Origin of the sequence: Sphingobium xanthum (assembly GCF_019737615.1) — a bacterium.
Classification (GTDB): Bacteria; Pseudomonadota; Alphaproteobacteria; order Sphingomonadales; family Sphingomonadaceae; genus Sphingobium; species Sphingobium xanthum.
Window position 1 is genome coordinate 25,989 of record NZ_JAHKKS010000001.1, and the last position, 22,294, is coordinate 48,282.

The 22,294-nt window shown below is 65.6% G+C and carries 21 protein-coding genes; 13 read left to right on the forward strand and 8 right to left on the reverse strand.

What is annotated here, in order from left to right; genetic code table 11:
* The first annotated feature begins 24 nt into the window (after positions 1 to 24).
* The 3 genes from KM135_RS00125 to KM135_RS00135 are packed head-to-tail and all read left to right on the forward strand — an operon-like array spanning position 25 to position 3,060.
* Positions 25 to 1,524 (forward strand): CoA-acylating methylmalonate-semialdehyde dehydrogenase, encoded by a 1,500-nt coding sequence (locus KM135_RS00125; protein WP_221711876.1) that lies wholly within the window; start codon positions 25 to 27, stop codon positions 1,522 to 1,524.
* Positions 1,521 to 2,681, forward strand: coding sequence for an iron-containing alcohol dehydrogenase (locus KM135_RS00130; protein WP_221711877.1), 1,161 nt, complete (start codon positions 1,521 to 1,523; stop codon positions 2,679 to 2,681). Before KM135_RS00125 ends, KM135_RS00130 begins: the two co-directional genes overlap by 4 nt.
* A gap of 40 nt (positions 2,682 to 2,721) precedes the next feature.
* On the forward strand, positions 2,722 to 3,060 hold the full coding sequence (locus tag KM135_RS00135; RefSeq protein ID WP_221711878.1) for a hypothetical protein: 339 nt from the start codon (positions 2,722 to 2,724) through the stop codon (positions 3,058 to 3,060).
* A gap of 6 nt (positions 3,061 to 3,066) precedes the next feature.
* Here the strand turns inward: KM135_RS00135 and KM135_RS00140 are convergent, their stop codons facing one another.
* Both KM135_RS00140 and KM135_RS00145 read right to left on the reverse strand, forming a co-directional pair.
* Positions 3,067 to 3,774: a CoA transferase subunit A gene (locus KM135_RS00140; RefSeq protein WP_221711879.1), complete on the reverse strand. Its 708-nt coding sequence runs from the start codon at positions 3,772 to 3,774 to the stop codon at positions 3,067 to 3,069.
* Positions 3,775 to 3,782: 8 nt separating this feature from the next.
* On the reverse strand, positions 3,783 to 4,604 hold the full coding sequence (locus KM135_RS00145; RefSeq protein ID WP_221711880.1) for an EthD domain-containing protein: 822 nt from the start codon (positions 4,602 to 4,604) through the stop codon (positions 3,783 to 3,785).
* Positions 4,605 to 4,845: 241 nt separating this feature from the next.
* Here KM135_RS00145 and KM135_RS00150 point away from each other — a divergent pair, with 241 nt between their 5' ends.
* The gene (locus KM135_RS00150; protein ID WP_221711881.1) at positions 4,846 to 5,622 is read left to right on the forward strand and encodes an SDR family NAD(P)-dependent oxidoreductase; all 777 of its coding nucleotides are present in this window, start codon (positions 4,846 to 4,848) and stop codon (positions 5,620 to 5,622) included.
* On the opposite strand, the gene KM135_RS00155 is transcribed toward KM135_RS00150, so the two are convergent.
* Both KM135_RS00155 and kce read right to left on the reverse strand, forming a co-directional pair.
* A complete protein-coding gene (locus KM135_RS00155) occupies positions 5,623 to 6,567 on the reverse strand; it encodes a LysR substrate-binding domain-containing protein (RefSeq protein WP_221711882.1) in 945 nt (314 codons plus the stop codon).
* 76 nt (positions 6,568 to 6,643) lie between these two features.
* On the reverse strand, positions 6,644 to 7,567 hold the full coding sequence (kce, locus tag KM135_RS00160) for a 3,5-dioxohexanoate:acetyl-CoA acetone transferase (protein WP_221711883.1): 924 nt from the start codon (positions 7,565 to 7,567) through the stop codon (positions 6,644 to 6,646).
* A gap of 143 nt (positions 7,568 to 7,710) precedes the next feature.
* Between kce and KM135_RS00165 the strand changes: the two genes are divergently transcribed.
* From KM135_RS00165 to KM135_RS00180, 4 genes are all read left to right on the forward strand, one after another.
* The gene (locus KM135_RS00165) at positions 7,711 to 8,280 is read left to right on the forward strand and encodes a carboxymuconolactone decarboxylase family protein (protein ID WP_221711884.1); all 570 of its coding nucleotides are present in this window, start codon (positions 7,711 to 7,713) and stop codon (positions 8,278 to 8,280) included.
* 254 nt (positions 8,281 to 8,534) lie between these two features.
* On the forward strand, positions 8,535 to 9,170 hold the full coding sequence (locus tag KM135_RS00170) for a gluconate 2-dehydrogenase subunit 3 family protein (protein WP_221711885.1): 636 nt from the start codon (positions 8,535 to 8,537) through the stop codon (positions 9,168 to 9,170).
* A 12-nt stretch (positions 9,171 to 9,182) separates the two neighbouring features.
* Positions 9,183 to 10,832 carry a GMC family oxidoreductase gene (locus KM135_RS00175; protein WP_221711886.1) on the forward strand — a complete coding sequence of 550 codons (1,650 nt, stop codon included), beginning with the start codon at positions 9,183 to 9,185 and terminating at the stop codon, positions 10,830 to 10,832.
* Positions 10,833 to 10,996: 164 nt separating this feature from the next.
* Complete coding sequence (locus tag KM135_RS00180) at positions 10,997 to 11,932, forward strand: MBL fold metallo-hydrolase (protein WP_425516982.1); 936 nt, start codon at positions 10,997 to 10,999, stop codon at positions 11,930 to 11,932.
* A 10-nt stretch (positions 11,933 to 11,942) separates the two neighbouring features.
* Here the strand turns inward: KM135_RS00180 and KM135_RS00185 are convergent, their stop codons facing one another.
* Both KM135_RS00185 and KM135_RS20115 read right to left on the reverse strand, forming a co-directional pair.
* Entirely contained in the window at positions 11,943 to 13,751 is a 1,809-nt protein-coding gene (locus tag KM135_RS00185; protein WP_221711888.1) for a flavin-containing monooxygenase, read from the reverse strand.
* 67 nt (positions 13,752 to 13,818) lie between these two features.
* Positions 13,819 to 14,259: a PaaI family thioesterase gene (locus tag KM135_RS20115; protein WP_221711889.1), complete on the reverse strand. Its 441-nt coding sequence runs from the start codon at positions 14,257 to 14,259 to the stop codon at positions 13,819 to 13,821.
* Positions 14,260 to 14,427: 168 nt separating this feature from the next.
* On the opposite strand from KM135_RS20115, the gene KM135_RS00195 reads away from it, so the two are divergent.
* Positions 14,428 to 15,354 (forward strand): TauD/TfdA dioxygenase family protein, encoded by a 927-nt coding sequence (locus KM135_RS00195; protein WP_221711890.1) that lies wholly within the window; start codon positions 14,428 to 14,430, stop codon positions 15,352 to 15,354.
* Positions 15,354 to 16,988: a thiamine pyrophosphate-binding protein gene (locus KM135_RS00200; RefSeq protein WP_221711891.1), complete on the forward strand. Its 1,635-nt coding sequence runs from the start codon at positions 15,354 to 15,356 to the stop codon at positions 16,986 to 16,988. The genes KM135_RS00195 and KM135_RS00200 overlap by 1 nt, the downstream gene beginning before the upstream one ends.
* 173 nt (positions 16,989 to 17,161) lie before the next feature.
* Here the strand turns inward: KM135_RS00200 and KM135_RS00205 are convergent, their stop codons facing one another.
* Together KM135_RS00205 and KM135_RS00210 are read right to left on the reverse strand one after the other, a co-directional pair.
* Positions 17,162 to 17,890: an SDR family NAD(P)-dependent oxidoreductase gene (locus tag KM135_RS00205; protein ID WP_221711892.1), complete on the reverse strand. Its 729-nt coding sequence runs from the start codon at positions 17,888 to 17,890 to the stop codon at positions 17,162 to 17,164.
* A gap of 87 nt (positions 17,891 to 17,977) precedes the next feature.
* Positions 17,978 to 18,955 carry a LacI family DNA-binding transcriptional regulator gene (locus KM135_RS00210; protein WP_221711893.1) on the reverse strand — a complete coding sequence of 326 codons (978 nt, stop codon included), beginning with the start codon at positions 18,953 to 18,955 and terminating at the stop codon, positions 17,978 to 17,980.
* 237 nt (positions 18,956 to 19,192) lie between these two features.
* Between KM135_RS00210 and KM135_RS00215 the strand changes: the two genes are divergently transcribed.
* Genes KM135_RS00215 through KM135_RS20120 form a run of 3 tightly spaced genes read left to right on the forward strand, consistent with a single transcriptional unit; the run spans position 19,193 to position 22,283 of the window.
* On the forward strand, positions 19,193 to 20,575 hold the full coding sequence (locus KM135_RS00215; protein ID WP_221711894.1) for an MmgE/PrpD family protein: 1,383 nt from the start codon (positions 19,193 to 19,195) through the stop codon (positions 20,573 to 20,575).
* The gene (locus tag KM135_RS00220) at positions 20,568 to 21,368 is read left to right on the forward strand and encodes an SDR family NAD(P)-dependent oxidoreductase (protein WP_221711895.1); all 801 of its coding nucleotides are present in this window, start codon (positions 20,568 to 20,570) and stop codon (positions 21,366 to 21,368) included. Before KM135_RS00215 ends, KM135_RS00220 begins: the two co-directional genes overlap by 8 nt.
* Positions 21,369 to 21,392: 24 nt before the next feature.
* On the forward strand, positions 21,393 to 22,283 hold the full coding sequence (locus tag KM135_RS20120) for an NAD(P)-dependent oxidoreductase (protein WP_343228113.1): 891 nt from the start codon (positions 21,393 to 21,395) through the stop codon (positions 22,281 to 22,283).
* Positions 22,284 to 22,294: the final 11 nt, after the last annotated feature.

Genomic DNA, 22,294 nt, shown 5'->3' on the forward strand with positions numbered 1-22,294 from the left:
GCCCGCGAGACCGGAGATGTTCGAATGACCGAGACGTTGCCGCATTTCATCGGGGGCGAGACGGTGACGCGGGCCGGTGGCCGCAGCGTGCCAGTCTATGATCCGGCGACGGGCGTCGTGACCAAATCTGTCGGGCTGGCGGATGGTTCGCTGGTGAGTGAGGCAGTGGCGAGCGCGGCCGCTGCTTTCCCCGGCTGGGCAGCGACCCCTGCGCATCTGCGCGCGCGGGTCCTGTTCAAGTTCCGTGAGCTGGTGGTGCGCGACGAGGACCGGCTCGCCGCGATCATCACCAGCGAGCATGGCAAGGTGATCAGCGACGCGAAAGGCGAACTGCTGCGCGGCCTCGAAGTGGTCGAGTTCGCCTGCGGCATTCCGCAGATGCTGAAGGGCGAGTATAGCGAAGGCGTCGGGCGCAACATCGATGCCGTCTCGATCCGCCAGCCGCTCGGCGTGGTGGCGGGCATCACGCCGTTCAACTTCCCGGCCATGGTGCCGATGTGGATGTTCCCCGTAGCGCTGGCCTGCGGTAACAGCTTCATCCTCAAGCCTTCCGAGCGTGACCCGAGCCTGGCCGTCGAGTTGGCGAAGCTGCTCAAGGAAGCCGGGCTGCCGGACGGCGTGTTCACGGTCGTGCATGGCGACAAGGACGCGGTCGATGCATTGCTCGACGATCCGCGCATCGAAGCGATCAGCTTCGTCGGATCGACGCCGATTGCGGCATATATCCACCAGCGCGGCACCGCGAAGGGCAAGCGCGTGCAGGCGCTGGGCGGCGCCAAGAACCACATGATCGTCATGCCCGATGCCGACATGGACCAGGCCGTCGATGCGCTGATGGGCGCGGGCTATGGCTCGGCGGGCGAGCGCTGCATGGCGATCTCGGTTGCCGTGCCGGTCGGCGCGGAGACGGCGGACCGGCTGGTCGAGGCGCTGGCCCCGCGCGTGCGCGCGCTGAAGATCGGGCCGGGCAGCGACGACGGCAATGATATGGGTCCGCTGGTGACCGGCGCGCATCGCGACAAGGTGCGCGGCTATGTGGATCTCGGCATCGAGGAAGGCGCGGAGCTTGTCGTCGATGGGCGCGATCTCAAACTGCAGGGCTATGAGGAGGGCTTCTTCCTCGGCGGTTGCCTGTTCGATCATGTCACGAGCGACATGCGCATCTACAGGGAAGAGATTTTCGGGCCGGTGCTTTCGGTCGTCCGCGCCGGCAGCTTCGAGGAAGCGATCGGGCTGGTCAACGATCATGAATATGGCAATGGCACGGCCATCTTCACGCGCGACGGACGCACGGCGCAGGATTTCCTTAATCGGGTGAAGGTCGGCATGATCGGCGTCAACGTGCCGATCCCGGTGCCGATGGCGTTCCACAGCTTCGGCGGCTGGAAGCGCTCGCTGTTCGGCGAGCATCACATGCATGGACCGGAAGGCGTGCGCTTCTATACGCGGTACAAGACCGCGACGATGCGCTGGCCGACCGGCCCCAGCACCGGCGCCGACTTCATCATGCCCACGCAGACATGACGGCTTCCATTGCCTTCCCGCGCATGATGCGTGTCGGCGCGGGCGCCGCGCTCGCGCTGCCGGAGGTGTTGACGCAACTGGGCCTCTGGCGGCCGTTCATCATGAGCGACGACTATCTCGTGCAGAACGGGCGCGTGCAGCCGATCGTGGACGCGCTGGCGGCGGCCGGAATGAGCGCGCGGCTGTTCGCGGACACGATGCCGGAGCCGGACGTGCCCTCGGTCGAGCGTGCGCTGGCGGCCTTGAAGGAAGGCGATCATGATTGCGTCGTCGGCTTTGGCGGCGGCAGCCCTATCGACAGCGCCAAGGCCGTAGCGGTGCTGGCCGTCCATGGCGGGACGTGCCGGGACTATAAGGCGCCGCATGTCCAGGATCAGCCGGGCCTGCCGGTCATCGCCATACCGACCACGGCGGGCACGGGCAGCGAGGCGACCCGCTTCACCATTGTTACCGACAGCGAGCGGGACGAGAAGATGCTCTGCATCGGCCTCGCCTATCTGCCGGTCGCGGCGCTGATCGACTATGAGCTGACCCTGACGATGCCGCGGCGCCTCACCGCCGATACCGGGATCGACTCCCTGACGCACGCGATCGAGGCCTATGTGTCCAGGCGTGCGAATCCGGTCTCGGATCGTTTCGCGATCGATGCGATCCGGCTGATCGCGCCCAATCTGCGACGCGTCTGGGCGGACGGGCAGGACCGGGAGGCACGCGAGGCGATGATGCTGGGTGCGACCTATGCGGGCATCGCCTTTTCGAACAGCTCGGTGGCGCTCGTGCATGGCATGAGCCGGCCGATCGGTGCGCATTTCCATGTGCCGCATGGCCTCTCCAACGCGATGCTGCTGCCGATGGTCACGGCCTTCTCGGCGGCGGGCGACGTGGGGCGCTACGCGGTCTGCGCCGATGCCATGGGGCTGGCGCGCGAGGGGGAGGGCGGTCAGATGACGGTCGCCCGGCTGGTCGAGGAGCTGACCGCGCTCAACCGCGATCTCGCCGTGCCGGACCCGAAAGGCTACGGCATCGACCGCGACAAATGGCATGGGCTGATCCCGCTCATGGTCGAGCAGGCGATCGCCTCCGGATCGCCCGCGAACAATCCGCGCGTGCCGACCGTTGCCGAGATGCAGGGGCTTTACGAGCAAGCCTGGGGGTAGCTGGCTGGCGTCCATGGCCTGTTCGGGATAAAGCCGCGCGATGGCAAAAATCGACCGCCTCGAACGCATGGACATGCGCAGGGCAGACCTTGAGGAAGAATATCGCGCGACGCTGATCGACGCGCTGCGCGTCACGGCGTCGGGCGTCTGGGGACTGTTCGATCATCAGCAGGATCGGCAGGCGCGCGCGAAAGTGGCGCCGATCATCGAGACCCTGACCGACATGGCCGATGCGATCGACGGCATGCGCGAGACGCTCGCCATGCCGCCTTTCGATCTGCATCGCGACTTTCTCGCCGCGCGCGGGAAGGTCTCGGCTCATGCGGTCGGTGAACCCAGGCAGGCCCAGGCATGGCTGGAGCGTCTGGAGAAGCTTTGAAGCCCGTCAGTCCGGACGCGGCCGGGTCGTGCGCTTCTCGATCCGCTTCTCGTTGATCGTCGTCTTGACGATCCGGTCGACATAGATGCCGGGCGTGTGGATATGGTCCGCTTCGAGCGCGCCCAGCGGCACGATCTCCTCGACCTCGACGACCGTCATTTTCGCAGCTGTCGCCATCACCGGATTGAAGTTGCGCGCGGTCTTGCGGAAGACGAGATTGCCGGAGGGATCGGCCTTCCACGCCTTGATGATCGCGAGATCGGCGCGCAGCCAGGTCTCGCGGACATAATCATGCCCCTCGAACCGCTCGACCGGCTTGCCGTTCGCGACGATCGTGCCGACGCCGGTCTTGGTGTAAAAGGCCGGAATGCCGGCGCCACCGGCGCGGATGCGCTCGGCGAGCGTGCCTTGCGGGTTCAGCTCCAGCTCCAGCTTGCCATCCAGATAGAGCTGCTCGAACAGCTTGTTCTCGCCGACATAGGAGCTGATCATCTTCCGGATCTGCCCGTTGTCGAGCAGCATCCAGAGGCCGAAGCCGTCCGCACCGCAATTGTTGGAGATGACGGTCAGGTCCCTGACGCCCGCATCGCGCACCTGCGGGATCAGGCTCTCCGGATTGCCGGAAAGGCCGAAGCCGCCGGACATGATGGTCATGCCGTCGAACAGGATGCCGGAGAGCGCGGCAGCTGGTGTCTCGAAGATCTTGTCGGCCAAGTGGTCGCTCAGATCATCACATGCTCGAGGCTGACGATCGTGCGGCTGCGTGCCCGATCGATGAACTGGTCGCCATGCGCCGACCAGGCCGCCCATGCTGGCGAACTCGTGCGCTCACCATGATTGAGCGCGCCGGCATCCCACCAATATTCGGCAATGCCGTCGATCTCGCTCCAGGGCGAAGCCGGGCCGCCCAGCGCCGTCTCGATGCGGTTGAAGATGCAGCCGACGAGGCCCGGCACGGTTCGCGCGAGATCGGCATGGCGGCCGGTCCATTGCTCGACGAACTGCGCATGCGTAACGTCCTGCCGGCGCACGAGGAGTGCCGTGCGCTTGATGCCGCCCTCCGCGCGGGCCGGGGCCGTTACGACCTGTTCCTTGACGAAGAAACCGCGCGAGGCCTTGCGATCGATGAAGAGATCGCCGTGGGCCAGCCAGTCGCGGCCCTGCTGCGTGGCGAAGGCGGCGCGCATCACGTCCCGCGCCGGGTGCCAGCTTTGCGCGATGCCGTCGAAGCGCTCGGCATAGGGGGCTTGCGGCGCGGCGTTCGCGCTGTCTTGCACAGCCTCGGAGAGGATGAACGCATTCATGCCCGGCACCGTGCGCGCCATGGGGCCATGAACGCCGAGCCAATGTTGGCGAAAGCCGTCAGTGGACAGATCGGCCTTGCGCGCGACGAGCGAGACGACTTTGACTGCCGGATCGGCGGCGCCGGCTGCGAAGGCATTGCCGGGCAGGGCGGCCATAGCGGGTGCGGCGACCATCGCGCCCATCAGGGTGCGCCGGGTGACGCCGCCTTGCTTTTCCGGATTCGAGAATGCCTGGTCCATCGACGTCCCCTCCCGATCATGCTGCGCATGGTCTTTGCCTGCGCGCGCCATTCTATCGCCCGCGCCGGACCTGTCTTGCCCGAACCGGCAGAGACTGCGAAAATTCCAGACTATAGTGCCTTTGTTTCCCGGCAGCATATCCTGTGATCATGGTTCATCGTGAACTGACCTAATGGTCGCGCCGCCCGGATGATAAGCCCGGCAGTCAAGACCAAGACCTGACAACCAGAGGAGCCCGTATATGGCCGACATTTCCTTCTCGCTCGATGGCCGCAAGGCGCTGGTGATCGGCGCGGATTCGGGGATCGGCCTTGCCTGCGCGCGGGCGATCGCCGGTGCGGGCGCGGACCTCGTCATCGGCGGTATCGATCCCGCCAAGGGCGACGATCTCGCCAAGGAAATCGCTGCCGCGAGCGGCCGCGCGGTGAGCTACGTCGCGGTCGACGTGACCAGGGAGGAGCAGGTGGCGGCCGCCGTGGATGAGGCGGTCAAGCGGCTCGACGGTCTCGACATCGCGATGAACAATGCGGGTATTCCGGGCTGGCCGGGCGCGATCCAGGACCAGAGCGCGGAGCAGTTCGACATCCTGTTCAACATCAATGTGCGCGGCGCGATGTTCGGGATGAAATATCAGGTCCCCCATATGCTCAAGGCCGGCAAAGGCTCGATCATCAACCTCGCCTCGACCGCGGCGATCAATGGCCTTGCCTATTGCGCGCCTTATGCGGCGAGCAAGCATGCGGTGGCGGGCCTCACCAAGTCGGTCGCGCTGGAACTCGCCGACAAGGGCGTGCGCGTGAATGCCATCGCGCCGGGTCCGGTCAATACGGGGCTGCTTGCCTCGATGCGCGCCGGGCGTATGGCGCTGCCGAGCCAGACGGGCGGGGCCAAGGTGCCGATGGACCGCGTCGCCGAGCCGCATGAAATGGCCGGCGCAGTGGTGTGGCTGGCGTCGGATGCATCGTCCTATGTGACGGGGGCGCTGATCTCGCTGGATGGCGGTGTCGTCGCGGCGTGATCAATCCCCGCCGCGCGTATTCTGGAATGTCTGCACGGCCTGCCGCACGCTCACGGGCGTCAGTTGCGGCGCGATGGAGCGGATGAACTCGAGCTGGAAAGGCCGCATATAGGTGTTGGGCCGCAGCGCGATCTGCACCGTACTGGGCGGGATGAGATCGTCGAGTTCGCGGATGGCGATGCCTTCGTCGCGCTCTGGCTCATAGGCCATGGTGGCGAGGATACCGATGCCGAGGCCGAGCGAGACATAGGATTTGCAGACGTCGGCATCGATGCCGCTCATGATGATGTGCGGCTCCAGCCCGGCGTCATGGAAGGCCTTCATCACTTTCCAGCGGCCGCTGTAGCGATGATCGTAAGTGATGATCGGATATTTGGCGATCTCGGCGAGGGTCAGCTCGGGCACGGACAGGATCGGGTGGCCCTTGGGCGCGACGATCATGCGGCTCACTTCGAAGCAATCGAGCTTCACCAGATTGGGGAAGTCGCGATTGGTCTCGGTGCCGATGGCGAAATCGACGTCGCCTGCCTCGACCATCTGGCGGATTTCCTCGGGATCGCCCTGGCGCAGCTCCAGCCGCACATCGGGGTAGCGCTTCACGAATTGCTCTACGACGCGGGGCAAGGTGTAGCGCGCCTGGAAATGCGTCGTGCCGATCGTGAAGACGCCCTGATTGCCCGACGTCATGTCGCTCTTGAGGCGTTTGAGCGCCTGCACGTCCGTCACCACGCGCTGGGCGATCTGGAATACGACTTCGCCCGGCTCGGTGAGGCCGATGATGCGATTGCGCGTGCGCACGAAAATCTCGAAGCCCAGCTCCAGTTCCAGCAATTGGATCTGGCGGCTGACGCCTGGCTGCGAGGTGTTGAGCGCATCGGCGGCGGCGGAGAGATGATTGCCGCGCCGCACGATCTCGACGACGTAGCGAAGCTGCTGCAGTTTCACGATCTCTCCCCGACTATGCGCTCACCGTATCGAAGAGTGCATCAATTCGCCGCACGGGCATAGTGCGTGAACGGCGCTATAGCTTGACCGCGTCCCGTCCCTTGAGACCCAGCATTTCGCGCGCTTCGGCGGGCGTTGCGATGTCGAGGCCCAGCTCGTCGAGGATGCGACGGATCTTCAGCACCTGCTCGGCATTGGAACTGGCGAGCTGGCCCTTGGAGATGAACAGGCTGTCTTCCAGCCCCACACGTACCGAGGAGCCCATGATCGCACCCATGGTGCAGACCGGCATCTGGTGCCGACCGGCGCCGAACAAAGACCAGATATAATCCTTGCCGAACAGCCGGTCGGCGGTCTGGCGCATATAGTAGACGCTCTCGGGATGCGCGCTCATCGCACCGGGCACCCCGAGCACGGACTGGATGAGGAAAGGCGGCTTCAAGAGGCCGCGATCGGCGAAGCTGGCGACATTATAGAGATGGCCGATCTCGTAGCATTCCATCTCGAACCGCGTGCCGCCGGGGCCGAGCGTCTCGATGATCTGGCGGATGTCGCGGTGCGTGTTCTTGGAGATGATGTCTTCCATCCCCTCCAGGAACGGGCGCTCCCAGTCATATTTGTACGGCTCGTAGCGCGGGGCGAGCGGATAGAGGGCGGGGTTCACCGTCCCCATGTTGAGCGAGCAGAGCTCCGGACTGACCGCGACGGCGGCCTTGAGGCGATCCTCCATCGACATGCCCGGCCCGCCGCCGGTGCTGATGTTGATCACCGCGTCCGTAGCCGCGTGGATCTGCGGCAGGAACTGCATGAACACTTCTGGGAGGGCGGTCGGGCGCCCGTCGATCGGATCGCGCGCATGAAGATGCAGGATGGCGGCGCCGGCCTTCGCTGCGGCGATCGACTGCTCGGCGATCTGTGCGGGCGTGATCGGCAGGAAAGGCGACATGGTCGGCGTGTGCATGCTGCCAGTGGACGCGCAACTGATGATGACCTTTGCCATAACCGCTCCTCATGATTTTCATTACCGGTATCAGTTATGGTTCTGGTTGCACCCGGCCCAAAGCGCATAGTGGATATAGATTCGGAATGCCGGGCGCCTGCGGCCCGATTGACTTGCACGGGGCGCAACCGATGATGCGCGCCATGATCGACGCCATTTCTCCGCCGCCCGCGAAACTGCGCATCCCCTATCCGGATCCGGAGACGCTCTCCCCCGAGAAGCGGCAGATTTACGACACGTTCAGCCCCATGCTGAACATCATGAAGATCCTGATGGTGGCGCCCGATCCCTTCTGGCGCGGGCAGCGGGCGCTCGGCCGCTCGGCGGTCGTGGATACCTCGATCAGCGACCAGCATCGCGAGTTGCTGGTGCTGCGCGTCGCCTATCTCTCCAACTCGGACTATGAGCTTTACCACCATCTCCCGCTCGGCAAGACGGCCGGTCTTTCCGATGCCAAGTGCGAGGCGATGCGGACCGGCGATTTCACCGTGCTGGACGATCAGGAGCGGGCGCTGGCTCAGTTCGTGACCGAGCTGGTGGTGGACATCTCGCCGACCGACGAAACGCTGGCGGCGGTGCGTGCCTATTTCCCCGATCCGCAGCTGTTCGAGATCATCATGATCGTGGGCTATTACATGCTGATCGCGCGCGTCATCGCGGTGAGCGGCATCGAGATGGACGAAGCCGCCGTGCAGAACTGGACGAAGCCTTAGAAGCTTTTCCTATCATCCGAACGTCTCCGTCTCCCCGGATCAAGTCGCGTTTACGAAATCGTCCATGTCCGCAATTGCTTATCGGCTCCTCGTCTAACGGTTCGAGCCGACTTCCAAATTGACCCCCGTTCCGGTGCCGGTCGCCTATCTCGGCGTGCCGGGCCTCCTTCCACAATGCGTCGTTTTGCGTATTTCCACGCTGCACATTGCGGCGCCTGAATCGGTCGATTTCCAGCCGGATTCGGGAGCAGCCCATGGAAGACCAAACCCCCTCGCGTCGCCAGTTTCTGGCGGCGGTCGGCAATCTGGCCAGCGCGGCCTGGATCACGATGAACTGGCCGCAGATCGCTTTCGCGGCCGAGCAGGCGGATCATTCGGCGCATGGCGGGCATGGCGCTGCACCGGATGCCCCGGCCAAGCTCACGACCCTGACCGCTGCCGAGGCGGCGGAAATCGACGCCATCACCAACCAGATCGTGCCGGGCGGCGCGACGCCTGGCGCGCGGGACATCCGCGTTCTCTATTTCATCGACAATGCGCTCGGCAGCTTCTTCGCGGCGCAACTCCCGTCCTTCCGGCAGGGTCTGGCGGAATTTCAGAACGGCTATGCCAAGAAGAGCGCGGCCGGTGCACCTTTCTCCGCGGCGCCGGAGGCGCAGCAGATCGCCTTTCTGCACGAGGTCGATGAGACACCTTTCTTCCAGGCAGTGCGGCGGCTGACCGTGCTCGGCATCACTTCCATGCCGAAATATGGCGGCAACCGCGACGGCCTCGGCACCAAGCTGCTCGGGGTGATCGACAGCCATTATTGGGAGCCGCCGTTCGGATATTACGACAAGGATTATGCCGGTTTCGAGCCCTATCCCGGCACCAAGATCCAGACGGCCTGACGGAGATATCGCATGGACAGCAAGACATACAAGACCAGCGAGACCGTCGATTTCATCGTCGTCGGTTCCGGCTCCTCCGGCGGCATCGTGGCGCGCGAATTGGCGCGCGCCGGCATGAGCGTCATCGTCATGGAGCAAGGCCCGCGCATGGAGCCCTGGGACTTCGAGCATGACGAGCTCAAATATCGCCAGCTCTCGGGCATTACCAACAATCCCAGGACCAATCCGCAGACCTTCCGCCGCGACGCGAGCCAGAAGGCCGTGCAGCCCAGCGGCCGCAACCCGCTGACCTACGCCCGCATCGTCGGCGGCAGCAGCGCGCACTTCAACGCCAATTTCTGGCGCCTGCATGAGATCGACTTCATCGAGGGCAGTCGCCTGGGCGGTATTGAGGGCGCGAGCCTGGTCGACTGGCCGATCACTTATGCCGAGCTTGAGCCCTATTACACGATGGTGGAATGGGAAGTCGGCGTCTCGGGTCTGGCCGGCGCCAGCCCGTTCGATCCGTGGCGCAGCAAGCCATATCCCATGCCGCCGCTGCCGGTGAAGTCGTCGGGCGTGCTGTTCGAGCGCGGCGGACGCAAGCTCGGGCTACACCCGTTCCCGGCGCCGATGGCGATCAACTCGGTGATCTACAAGGAGCGCCCGCCATGCGCGCAATGCGGCCTTTGCGGCGGTTTCGGCTGCGAAGTGAAGGCCAAGTCCTCGTCGGTCTGGACCGTCATTCCCGAAGCGGAGGCGACCGGCAACTGCGAGGTGCGCTCGGAAAGCTATGTGTACCGCATCGGAATGAATGCCGCCGGCCGCGCCACGGGCGTCCATTATTTCGACAAGGACCGCAAGGAGCAGTTCCAGAATGCCAGGGCCGTGGTCGTCTGCGCCAATGGCGCCGAGACGCCCAAGCTGTTGCTCAACTCCGCGACCAGTGCCTTTCCGGACGGCCTCGCCAATTCGAGCGGCAAGGTCGGGCGCTATCTCATGTTCAACAAGGGTGGCGGCGCGCAGGCCAGGTTCGAACATCCGCTCAACGAATATAAGGGCGCCAACGTCACGCGCATCATCCACGACTGGTACGACAGCGATCCCAAGCGCGGCTTCTATGGCGGCGGCGGGTTCGATGCGCGCTCGGGCGGGCCGCTCACCTGGGGCCAGAATGTGCCCGAGGGGACGCCGACCTGGGGGCCGGGCTTCAAGGAATATCTGGAGTCCTACACTTACTGGATGAACTGCTCGGGCCATGGCACATCGCTGGCGCAGGAGACCAACCGCGTCGATATCGATCCCGAGATGAAGGACGACTGGGGCGTGCCGTCGATCCGCGTCACCTACAAGGATCATCCTGACGACATGAAGCATGCCAAATGGCAGGTCGAGCGTGCCGTCGAGATCATGGACGCGGCCGGCGCCAAGCAGATCGTGCCCGGCGAGATCGGCGCAGCGAGCGGCGGCGTCCACCTGCTCGGCACCTGCCGCATGGGCAACGACCCCTCCACCTCGGTGATCGACAAATATCACCGCACGCACGACGTGAAGAATCTCTTCCTCTGCGACGGGTCGAGCATGGTCACGTCCGGCCGTGGTCAGCCGACGCAGACGATCGAGGCACTGGCGTTCCGCGCCGGTGACTATATCGCCAGATTCGCGAAGGCCAACCAGATCTGAGCCGATTGGTCATGCCGGATGAGAGGTCATAGGTTGGGCCAATGGATGTAGATCGTGCCTTGTTCCGGCTAACGCAACTTGTGCTCCTGCGAAGGCAGGAGCCCAAGGCGGCCAGGCTCCTCGGTTGGGTTCTGGGCTCCTGCCTTCGCAGGAGCACGGTATCAGTGGGGCAGGGTAAGTCGTTTCGCACGGCCCGCCGGTTCGCCGCCGGGCACCAGTCCTTCGCGCTGATCGGTGCCGCGCTTCTGCTCGGCGCCGCGTCACCCGCGCTCGAGGCGCCGCCGTTCGCGCACTGGATCGACGGCACGACCGCCAGCGAGCCGGAGACGCAGGTCCAGAGGATCGATGACGACACGTTCGTCATTCGCCAGTCGGTCCGAACCAATTTCGAGGCGCCGTTTCTCTACCTGCTGTTCGGCAAGGATCGCGCTCTGTTGATCGATACCGGCGCGGGGGGCCTCAAGATCCGCCCGACCATAGATCGGCTCGTCGCCGAATGGCAGGCGAAGCATGGTGGCCGTCCGATCCGCCTGGTCGTGGCGCATTCGCATGGTCATGGCGACCATCATGCCGGCGACGACGAGTTCCGTGCCCGCCCGGATACCGATCTTGTCGGCCTCAAGCCGGGAGAAGTCGCCGCATTCTTCCGCATCCAGCGCTGGCCGGACGATATTGCCCGCTTCGATCTTGGCGAGCGCATTCTCGACATCATCCCGACGCCCGGTCACGAGCCGGCGCACATGATGGTCTATGACGCACGCACGCAATTGCTGTTTTCCGGCGACATGCTTTATCCGGGCCGGCTCTACGTGCCGGACGGCAAGTTCGCGGAGTTCCGCGCGAGCGCCGACCGGCTTGCCGCCTTCGCGGCGAAACATCCGATCCGCGCGCTGCTCGGCGCGCATATCGAGATGACCGCCACGCCGGGACAGGACTATCCGATGAAGGCCGAGACGCATCCGGCCGAGCGTGTGCTTCCGCTTTCGCCTGCGGCGATTACCGAGTTGCAGCAGGCGGCGGCCAAGGCGGACACGCCGCCCATGATCGATCGGCATGCCGACTTCATCGTTTATCCGCTGCCGCCTGAGCCTCCATCCTGACAGGAGGGAGCTACTCCGCCGGCTCCGACTGCTTCTCGGTTGCCATCCCGAACACCGGCCCTGCCACGCCCTCCATCAGCGCCTTGAGCTGCAGTGCCAGATGCAGCGAATGGAAGCGGGACTGCTGCAGATTGCCGCCGTGGAACCAGAGGCCCGGTTGCGCGGTCGGCTTCCACATGTTGCGCAGTTCGCCTTCCCAGGGGCCGGGGTCCATCGCCGTGTCGGAGCCAAGGCCCCAGCATTGGCCGACCTTGTCCGCGACCTCCTTCGAGATGAGCATCTCGGCCCAGTTGTTCATCGGGCCGTAGCCGGTGGCATAGGCGATGACGTCGGCCGGCAGTTCCTCGCCGCTCGTCAGCACGACCGATTGCGGTCGGATTTCGCGGACGCCGACGCCGCTGCGCACCTTGATCTCGCCCCGGATGATGAGGTCCGACGCGCCGACATCGATATAATAGCCCGAGGCGCGGCGGGGATATTTGCCTGCAATGCCGGTCTCGTCCTCGGCAAAATCGAGCAGGAAGCCGGTGGCGCGCAGCCTGGCGTAGAAGTCCGCTTCGTCTTCCTGAATGGCGCGGCAATTGGCCTGATCCATGCCGATGCGGAATCGGAAGGGCAGGGCGCCGAGCAGGAGGTCCGCCTCGTCCGTGGTCATGCCGGCGGCGACGGCGTCCTCCGAGAACCAGCCGCGATCCGCGATCTTGCGCATCGAGGACGCCTTGATGACCGTGGTCGACGAGCGCTGGATCATCGTCACCTCGGCCGCCTCGTTCTCCCAGAGATCGGCGGCGATGTCGTGCGCGGAGTTGTTGGCGCCGATGACGACGCAGCGCTTGCCGCGCATCCCTTCGCCGCCCGGATGATCGGCCGAATGATATTGCAGGCCTTCGAACGTCTCCGCGCCGGCGATCTCGGGAAAGCTGCGCATGCCCGAGAGCCCGGTCGCGAGCACGAGCTGCCGGGGATGGAGGACGACCGTCTCGCCGTCGCGATCGACTTCGACCGTCCAGCGGCCGGCGGCTTCGTCGTAGTTCGCGTTGCGGCAGCGCGTGGAACTCCAGATGTCGAGTTCCATGATCCTCGCATAGCCCTCGAGGAAGTCGCCCATCTTGTCCTTGGCGGTGTAGACCGGCCAATGATCGGGGAAGGGCAGATAGGGCAGATGATCGACCCAGATCGGATCGTGCAGGTAGAGCGATTTGTAGCGCACGCGCCAGCTGTCGCCCGGCTTTGCCAGCGCATCGACGATCAGGGTCGGGACGCCGAGCCGCTTGAGGCGCGCGCCGAGCGCGAGGCCGCCCTGACCGCCGCCGACGATGAGCACATAGGGCTGAACCTCGCGGCCGAGGGTGCGTGCCGTCTCCTCGCGCTCGTCCGTCCATGTCTGCCGCCCGCGCCAGGCGGCATGATGTGCGCCTTCGATGCGGCGGCGTCGGGCGGGCTCCTCATGGCCGATCAGTTCCTGCCCCGCGGTCAGCAGCGTGACCGCCTTGCCGTCCTTGAGGCGCACATGGCCGGTGCCGCGCACCATCGCGGTCTCGAAGCTGAACCACCCCTCCACATAAGGCTCGGTCGCGCGCGGTTCCCCCTTGGGCGCGACCGTGACCGGCCCGGCATGCGCCAGCTGCTCGCGCAGCAAACGGCCCACGCTCTCGCGTCCCTCGACCGTCACCAATGTCCAGGAGAAGGCGACGAAATCGCGCCAGTAGCAGTCCCCATCCGCGAACAGGGCCTGCGCAGCCGCGATATCGCCCCTGGCGAGCGTCGCCCCGAATGCGTCGATCCAGTCGTGCAGCTGCTGCGTGGCGGTTTCTGTCATGAGAGCGTGATGCCAAAACCAGCTATACGCAAACCAATAGGTCTTTTGCCGCTGGCATAACTGCTGGCTATTGTGACGGCGCGTCGGGGATCGCGAAGACGCCGCTGCCGCGCGCGATCACGCCCTTGTCGCCGAGCAGCAGGCCGTCGCAGAATACGAAGCGCCGCGCCTTGCGGACCACGCGGCAGCGACTCTCGAGCCATTCGCCGACCTGCGCGGCGCGCACGAAGTCGACATTCATGCTGATCGTCGGCGCGGGGCGTTCGGCCACGGACCAGGCGTTGCGGCCCATCGATATGTCCATCAGCGCGGCGATGAGGCCGCCATGCGCCGTGCCGAGCATGTTGCAGTTCTTCTTCTCGATGCGGAAGCCGACGCGCGTCAGCTCCATCCCGTCCGGCTGGAAATGGATGTTGCGGTAGATCGCGCCGTTGATCGCCTCGAACGGGTCGTCCTTGTCCCAGATTTCCCAGTCTTCGGCGCGCCAGGGGCCTTTCGTCTCGCTCACATCCTGCTCCTCGTTCCCGTCGCAATCGCGACTAGCGCCTCGTGCCGCGCGGGATGAAGAACTGCGGACTATGGAGTATCAGCATAAGTAATGAACCCGGGGCATCGGCAAGGCGTATGGGCATAGTGATTGGCTGCGCCTATCCGTGCGCTGCCCGTGGAGAAGAGTATGTCCGTTTCCCTTGCCAGCGCGCCGGCCGCTGGTTTCGAGAGCAAATATCTGACGTTCACGCCGCTCAATCCCCATTTCGGGGCGTGCGCCGAGGGCCTCGATCTCACTCGGCCGCTGACGGTGGAGCAGCGCAACGAGCTGCGCGCGGCGATGAACCATTTCGCGGTGCTGGTCTTCCCGGGGCAGCAGTTCACGGACGAGACGCAGGCTGCCTTCGCCGAGCAGTTCGGCACGATCGAGGCGACGCCGACTTTGGTCGATCAGGAGCGCCGCCGCCTTCCGAACATGAAGATCAACGACATCTCGAACCTCGGCGCGGACGGCGAGATCCTCGCCGTGGACGATCGTCGCCGCATGTTCAATCTCGGCAATCTGCTCTGGCACAGCGACAGCAGCTTCAAGCCGACCCCGGCTTACTGGTCGATGCTGCATGCCCGCGTCATCCCGCCGAGCGAGGGGGAAACCGAGTTCATCGACACGCGCGTCGCCTGGGATCATCTGCCCGAGAAGATGCAGGCCGAGATTCGGGATCTCGTCACCGAACATTCGCTGATCTTCTCGCGCATGCAGCTCGGTTTCGAAGCGTTCAGCCCGGAGGAAGCCGCGCGCTGCAAGCCGGTGCCGCAGCGGCTGGTGCGTCGCCATGCCGAGAGCGGGCGGCTCGCGCTTTACCTGTCCGCCCATATTGGCCGCATTCAGGGCCAGCAGACGCCCGAGGCGATGGCGCTGATCCGCGACCTCACCGAGTTCGCGACGCAGCGCGCCTTCGTCTATCAGCATCGCTGGACCGTGAAGGACCTCGTCATCTGGGACAATCGCTGCACCATGCACCGGGGCCTGCGCTATGACGACAAGCTTTATCCGCGCGATCTGCGCCGGGTGACGCTCGAGGATATTGCGCCGACGCTGGAGCAGCCGGTCTGATGGCGGCCAATCCGAGCGTAGCGGGGGCCGTCAGCCTCAGCGTCACCGAGGCGATGGTCGAGGAATTGGCGCGGCGCGGGGTCACGCATATGTTCGGCGTGCCCGGCGGCGAGTGCAATCTCGATTTCATCGCGGCGGCCGACAAGGCGGGCGTGCGGTTCGTGCTGACGCGCACCGAGACGTCCGCCTCGATCATGGCCTGCGTCGCGGGCGAACTGACCGGCACGACCGGCGTCGCCATGACCACGCGCGGGCCGGGGCTGTGCGCCGCGACCAACGGCGTCGCCTATGCCGATCTCGATCGCGCGCCCCTGCTGCTGATCGCCGACGGCTATGAGGACGATCAGGCCTATATCAGCCACCAGCGCATCGATCAGATCGCCGTGCTCGCGCCGATGCTGCGCGCCAGCTCGGACTTGCGGAGTGGCGATGCGCTCGGCGAGCTGGACCGGCTGCTGGCGGCGACCATGTCGCAGCCGCATGGGCCGGCCTATCTCGAAGTCGCCGGATCGCGCATCCGTCGTCCGGCCGAGGATGCGCCATCCGCCGCGCCGAAAGCTGCTATGGCGTCGATCGATCCGGCCGCGCTGGAGCAGGCGCGTGCCATGCTCGCCAAGGCCAAGCGCCCGGTGATCATCGCGGGGCTGCAGGCGCGTCGTCCGGAAGCAGCGGCGGCGATCAACCGCTTCGTCAAGGCCACCGGCTGTCCGGCGCTGACGACCTACAAGGCCAAGGGTGTCGTCTCGGAGCGCACGCGGCTCGGTCTCGGTCTCTATGCGGGTGGCGTGGCGGAAGAGCCGTTGCTGCGCGCGGCCGATCTCATCCTGCTTTACGGCTTCGATCCGGTCGAGGGGCCGCCATCGCCCTGGCGCTATCATGATAGGCCGACGGTCGAGCTTTCCGAACATGCCCATGCGCACAGCCTGCTTCATCCCGAGCAGTTGCTGGTGGCCGATATCGCCGCGACGCTGGATGCGCTGGCCGATGCCTTGCCTAAACCGGACTGGACGGCGGACGAACTGGCGACCGCCAAGGATCGCCTGTGGACGGCGGCGCTGACGCCGACCGGCGAGGGCATCGCGCCGTCGCAGCTCGTTCAGGCCGCCCGCGCGGCCTTCCCGCCCGAGACGCGGATCGCCATCGATGCGGGCGCGCATATGCTGCCGGTGCTGCACCTCTGGCAGAGCGGCGAGGCGAACGAGTCGCTCATCTCGCGCGGCCTCTCGACCATGGGGTTCGCGCTGCCTGCCGCGCTCGCGGCAAGCCTTGTCGATCCGGACCGGCCGACGATCGCCTTCACCGGAGACGGCGGCATCATGATGTGCCTCGGCGAACTTGGCACCGCGATCCAATATGGCGCGACGCCGATCGTCGTCGTGTTCAACGACAGCGCGCTGACCCTGATCGGCGCCAAGCAGAAACGGCGGCAACTCGCGCCAGCGGGCGTCGATTTCTCGGACACCGATTTCGCGAAAATCGCCGATGGCTTCGGCTGGTGGACTCGGCGGGTGACCGACGCCGCCGATCTGGCCGGCGCTTTCGCTGATGCGCAGAAGGCGGGCAAGGCAGCGCTGATCGACGTGGTGATCAATCCCGCGCAATATGACGATCAGATATTGGCGATCCGAGGTTAGTCTTTCCTCGCCCCGAACGGAGAGAGGATAGGGGAGCTTGCCGACGCAGGTCGGCTAGCGGACCTTGGAGAGGGGAATTTGGGCGCCGTGGCTGCCCCCCTCTCCAACTGCGCCTAGCGAGTAAATTCGCAAGGCTTCGTATCCTCTCCCCATGCGGGGCGAGGATAGGGACTTTACCCCGCCAGATAGCCCCCATCGATCGGCAGGGTCGCGCCCGTAATGTAGCGTGCCTCGTCCGACACCAGGAACACCGCCGCGCCGCCAATGTCCGCCGCCTCGCCGACGAACTTCATCGGCGTGCGCGCGAGGATCATCGCTTCGCGCTGCGGCGTCTTCTCTTCCTCGGGAACCAGCGGCGTGTCGATGAAGCCCGGTGCGATGGCATTCACGCGGATACCCTCGGCCGCCCACTCCACCGCCAGCGCCTTGGTGAGTTGCAGCACGGCGCCCTTGGACGCGGCATAGGCGGCGGCATTGGCGGCCGCCGTAAAGGAGCGAATCGAAGCGAGATTGACCACCGCGCCGCGCGTTTCCTTGAGCTGGGCATGGAAGGCGCGGCACATGTTGAACGTGCCGCCCGCGTTGATGCCGAGCGTGCGCGCCCAGACGTCCGTGCCGTCCGGGTCGGTGATACGGCCCTGCCGGATGATGCCGGCGTTGTTGACGAGGATCGACACCGAGCCGAGCGACGCAGCCAGCGCCTCGCAGGCAGCGGCATCCGTGACGTCGAGCGCGACGCCCCGCGCAGTGCCGCCAATGGCTTTTGCCGCGGCGTCCGCACCCGCGCCGTCTATATCGGCGAGCGTCACGCTCGCACCAGCCGCGGCAAGCGCCCCGGCAATCGCTTCGCCAATGCCGCGCGCTGCGCCGGTGACGACGGCGGTGCGTCCTTGCAGTTTCATTCCTGGCTCCCGTCTGTCAGTCTACCTGTTACCGGTAACGAAATCGAGGCGTGTCGGCAAGCGTCCGAATTCGTGTTTCCGATCAGTTCAGGTGCTGCCGCGCTGCAAGATCTCGAAACCCAGGTCGGCCGAACGCGCAGGCAATTCGCGATCGACGATGCGAGCGAGCAACATCTCGGCGCTGCGGCGGCCGATTTCGTGGCGGGGCAAGCGCAGCGCGGTGATCGGCGGATTGACGTGACGCATCAGCTCGAGATCGTCATAGCTGGCGATGGCGAGGCGCCCGGGCACGTCCCAACCGCGCCGGTTGCATTCGAGCAGGGCGCCCACGGCGATGACGTCGCCGGCGCAGAACACGGCGTCGGTGTCGGGCGCCGATTGCTCGATATGGGCGATGGCTTCGGTTCCGCCCACGAAGCCGCGCGAGACGGCGACCATGCGGCGCGGGTCAGGCTTGTGGCCGGCTTCCTCCAGCGCCTCGAGAAAACCGATCTGCCGCTCGGCCGCGCGCGGATTGTTGGCGAGGCTGGCAAAGGCGATCTTCTTGTAGCCGAGCCGCGCAAGGTGCAGCGTCATCGCTCTGGATGCCGCGCGGTTCGAATAGCTCGCGACCATATCGATCGGCTCGGTCGGGATGTCGCCATTCTCGACGACCGGGATGTTCGCTCCCTTCAGCATGCGGATCGAAGCTGGGCTATGCTGCGTGCCGTGCAGCACGAGGCCCGCGACACGCTGCGAGATGAAGGCTGCGATGACGGCCTCCTCGACCTTGGCGTCGTCGGTCGCCTCGGCCAGCATCAGGTGGAAACCGGCGGGTCTCAGCACGTCCGAAATCGCCTTCACTGTCTGCGAGAAGATCGAGTTTTCGAGGCTCGGCAGCACCAGCCCGATGACGTTGGAGCGGTTGGATGAGAGGCTGCGCGCGAGATGATTGTGGACATAGCCGAGTTGGCTCACCGCCTCGAACACGCGCAGGCGCACTTTCTCCTTCACCTTTTCGGGATGATTGAGCGCGCGCGAGACGGTCATGCGGGATACGCCGGCAAGCTCGGCCACTTCGTGCATGCGCACGCCGCCTGTGCTGCGGGACGATGATCTTGGCGGCAAATTCAGGACTCCTCACATCCTGTTACCATGCTCGCCAGCCGGAGCAAGCGGGCGGTGTAGCGATCCTGATCCGGGACGGCATTTGCCGACTGAGTTCAGCAATATCGCCGGGTGAGGCTTGCCAGCGGGCACAAAGCAGCTTAGTGATTTTGTGATACCGGTATCTTTTTGAGTCCTGCGGAGAAAGAATTACACGTGGCGAGCGCCTCCGAAACCATTTCCGCCTGGGTCTCTTCCATCAGCTATGACGATATTCCCGCCGATGTGGTGGCGAGCACGCGGCTGCGCATCCTCGATGTGATCGGCCTGTCGATCGCGGGCGGGGAGACGCCGTTCGGCAAGTCTGTGCGCGCGTCCGCGAGCGCCTGGCCCGGCACGGCGGCGCGCCTCTGGGGCACGAGCGGGACGGCAAGCGCGGTCGGCGCGGCCTTCGTCAACGGCGCCTGCTCGCAAGCGCTGGAATATGACGACACGCACAATGAATCCGTTGTGCATATGAGCAGCCCTGCCGTGGCTGCAGCATTGGCGCTGGCCGACGAGCACAAAGCGAGCGGCAAGGCGATCGTCACGGCCATCGCGCTCGGCAACGAGATGAGCTGCCGTGTGGGCAGCGTGACGCCGCAGCAATTCCACAAGCGCGGCTTCCATCCTTCGGGCCTGTTTGCCCCGTTCGGCGTCTGCTGGCTGGCGGGCAAGCTGCTCGGGCTGGACGCTGGCCAGATGAGCCGGGCGGCGGGCATCACCGGCAGCTATGCGGCGGGCCTCATCCAGTGCTGGGTGGACGGCACGCAGTCGAAATTCCTGCATCCCGGCTGGGCGGCGCAGTCCGGCATCGCGGCGGCAATCCTCGGCAAGAATGGCGTGACTGGACCGAGCGAAGTGTTCGAGGGGCGCTTCGGTCTGTTTGCCTCGCATCTCCAGGCGGCCGATCCCGCGCCGAATTTCGATCGGCTGACGAAAGAGCTTGGGACATTTTGGGACAGCCGGGCTTCGTCGTTCAAGCCCTTCCCGGTCGCCCATGTCGTCCATCCCTATATCGATGCCCTGTTGCGCCTGCGCGAGCGCCACGGCCTGACGCCGGACAAGATCGAGAAGATCGTGGTGCCGGTCGCGCCGTTCATCGTGCCGATCGTGTGCGAGCCGGTCGAGGAGAAGCGGCGACCGAATACGGACAGCCATGGCCGCGTTTCGATCCAGTATACGCTGGCCGAGGCGCTGGCGCTCGGGCGCATCGGCAAAGATGCTTATGCCGAAAGCTCGCTGCGCGATCCGGCCATTCTCGCGCTTGCCGACCGCGTCGAGTTCGTCGCTGATCCGTCGATGCCGGGCTCCGAGCAGTTCAAGGGCGTAGTCGAGGTCTTTGCGCGCGATGGTTGTCACTGGACCGAGATCGAGGAATATAATCACGGATCGCCCGAGAACCCGATGACCGACGCCGACATCGAGGCGAAGTTCCGCGAGAATGTCGAGGGCGTGCTGAGCGGGGATCAGGCGACGCGGGTTGTCGAGGCGGTCATGGCCGTCGAGACCCTGCCCGATGCATCCGCGATCGGTGCCCTGCTGGTGCGCAATGGCTGAGGGAATGCGCCTCGACGGGCGCGTGGCGCTGGTCACCGGCTCCACGGCGGGGCTCGGCTATGCGATGGCGCGGGCGCTGGCTTCAGCGGGCGCGACGGTCACGCTGACGAGCATCGAGGGCGCGGAGATCGGTGAGCCGGCGCGCGCCGCGCTGGAAGCGGAAAGCGGCGTTCCGGTCCATTATGTGCAGGCCGATCTGACCTCGCGCGACGAACTGCGCGGTCTCGTTGCCAATGTGGAGCGGAGCAGCGGGCCGATCGACATCCTCATCAACAATGCGGTCGTGCGCCATTTCGCGCCGGTCGAGGAGTTTCCGCTCGACGCCTGGGACCGGGCGCTGGCGGTCAATCTGACGGCCGCCCTGATCGCCACGCAGCTTGTGCTGCCCGGCATGCGCGAGCGGGGCTATGGGCGCATCTTCAACATGACCTCGGTCTATGGCTCGCGTGCGACGGTCAACCGCATCGACTATGTGACGACCAAGACCGCGCTGCAGGGCCTCACCCGCGCGATCGCGCTCGAAAATGCCGGCGGTCCGGTGAGTTGTCATGCGCTCACGCCGGGCTCCGTGCTGACCCCGATCTGGGAAGCGCGCGTGGCATCGCTGATGGCCGAGAAGGGCATCAGCCGCACCGAGGCGGAAGGCCAGTTTCTCGAGGGCAAGCAGCCGAGCGGCGCGTTCGTCCGCCCGGACAGCGTCGGGCAAGTGATGCTCATGCTGTGCGGGCCGGTCGGGATCGACATGAATGGCGCCATCGTTCCCATAGAGGGCGGCTGGCTCGCCAACGGATAAGCGCATCAGGAAGGAACAGACGACGTGACCGGCAAGACCTTGGGATTCATCGGGCTGGGCAGCATGGGGAGCGCGATGGCGCCGCATCTGCTGGCCGCCGGGCATGAGGTGGTCGCGTACGATCCGACTGCCGCCGCCGTGGAGGCTTTCAAGAACGCGGGCGGCAAGGCGGCGGCTTCGGCGGCGGATGTCGCTGCGCAGGCGCAGATCGTGTTCCTGAGCCTGCCGACACCGGCCATCGTGCAGGATGTCGCGCGCCAGCTCATTCCGGGCAAGCCGCGCATCGTCGTCGATCTCTCGACCACCGGTCCGCGCGTCTCGGTCGCCGTCGGTCAGGAGCTGGGCGCGGCGGGCATCCAGCTTGTCGATGCGCCGGTCAGCGGTGGGCGCGCCGGGGCGCTCGGCGCGAAGCTGGCGCTCATGGTTGCCTGCCCGCTCGCGACCTGGGAGGAAGTGCAGCCGCTGCTCGCCTTGTTCGGCAAGACCTTCCATGTCGGCGAGGGCGCCGGGCAGGGGCAGACGATGAAGCTCGTCAACAACATGCTATCCGTCGCGGCGCTGGCCGCGACCTCGGAAGGCATGGCGATGGGCGTCAAGGCCGGGCTCGACCCTGCCGTGATGCTCGACGTGCTCAATGCCTCCAGTGGCAAGAACAGCGCCACGACCGACAAGATGCCGCGCTCGGTGCTGCCCGGTACGTTCGATTTCGGCTTCGCGACGCAGCTCTCGCTCAAGGATCTGCGCCTCTGTCTCGACGAGGCCGAGGCGGCGGGCGTGCCGATGATCGTCGGCAGCGCGGCGCGCACGATGCTCAACATCACGCAGGCGAGCTACGGGCCGGACTCGGATTTCACCTCCATGGCCAGGGTGGTAGAGCAATGGGCTAAAGTGGAGATACGGGGCGGCAAGGGCTGAGCGGGAGACCG

Bases quoted from the DNA above. Each gene is read 5' to 3' on its own strand.
- KM135_RS00125 (WP_221711876.1), top strand. From the start codon at position 25: ATGACCGAGACGTTGCCGCATTTCATCGGGGGCGAGACGGTGACGCGG.
- KM135_RS00130 (WP_221711877.1), top strand. From the start codon at position 1,521: ATGACGGCTTCCATTGCCTTCCCGCGCATGATGCGTGTCGGCGCGGGC.
- KM135_RS00135 (WP_221711878.1), top strand. From the start codon at position 2,722: ATGGCAAAAATCGACCGCCTCGAACGCATGGACATGCGCAGGGCAGAC.
- KM135_RS00145 (WP_221711880.1), bottom strand. From the start codon at position 4,604: ATGGACCAGGCATTCTCGAATCCGGAAAAGCAAGGCGGCGTCACCCGG.
- KM135_RS00150 (WP_221711881.1), top strand. From the start codon at position 4,846: ATGGCCGACATTTCCTTCTCGCTCGATGGCCGCAAGGCGCTGGTGATC.
- kce (WP_221711883.1), bottom strand. From the start codon at position 7,567: ATGGCAAAGGTCATCATCAGTTGCGCGTCCACTGGCAGCATGCACACG.
- KM135_RS00165 (WP_221711884.1), top strand. From the start codon at position 7,711: ATGATCGACGCCATTTCTCCGCCGCCCGCGAAACTGCGCATCCCCTAT.
- KM135_RS00170 (WP_221711885.1), top strand. From the start codon at position 8,535: ATGGAAGACCAAACCCCCTCGCGTCGCCAGTTTCTGGCGGCGGTCGGC.
- KM135_RS00175 (WP_221711886.1), top strand. From the start codon at position 9,183: ATGGACAGCAAGACATACAAGACCAGCGAGACCGTCGATTTCATCGTC.
- KM135_RS00185 (WP_221711888.1), bottom strand. From the start codon at position 13,751: ATGACAGAAACCGCCACGCAGCAGCTGCACGACTGGATCGACGCATTC.
- KM135_RS00195 (WP_221711890.1), top strand. From the start codon at position 14,428: ATGTCCGTTTCCCTTGCCAGCGCGCCGGCCGCTGGTTTCGAGAGCAAA.
- KM135_RS00200 (WP_221711891.1), top strand. From the start codon at position 15,354: ATGGCGGCCAATCCGAGCGTAGCGGGGGCCGTCAGCCTCAGCGTCACC.
- KM135_RS00205 (WP_221711892.1), bottom strand. From the start codon at position 17,890: ATGAAACTGCAAGGACGCACCGCCGTCGTCACCGGCGCAGCGCGCGGC.
- KM135_RS00210 (WP_221711893.1), bottom strand. From the start codon at position 18,955: ATGCACGAAGTGGCCGAGCTTGCCGGCGTATCCCGCATGACCGTCTCG.
- KM135_RS00220 (WP_221711895.1), top strand. From the start codon at position 20,568: ATGGCTGAGGGAATGCGCCTCGACGGGCGCGTGGCGCTGGTCACCGGC.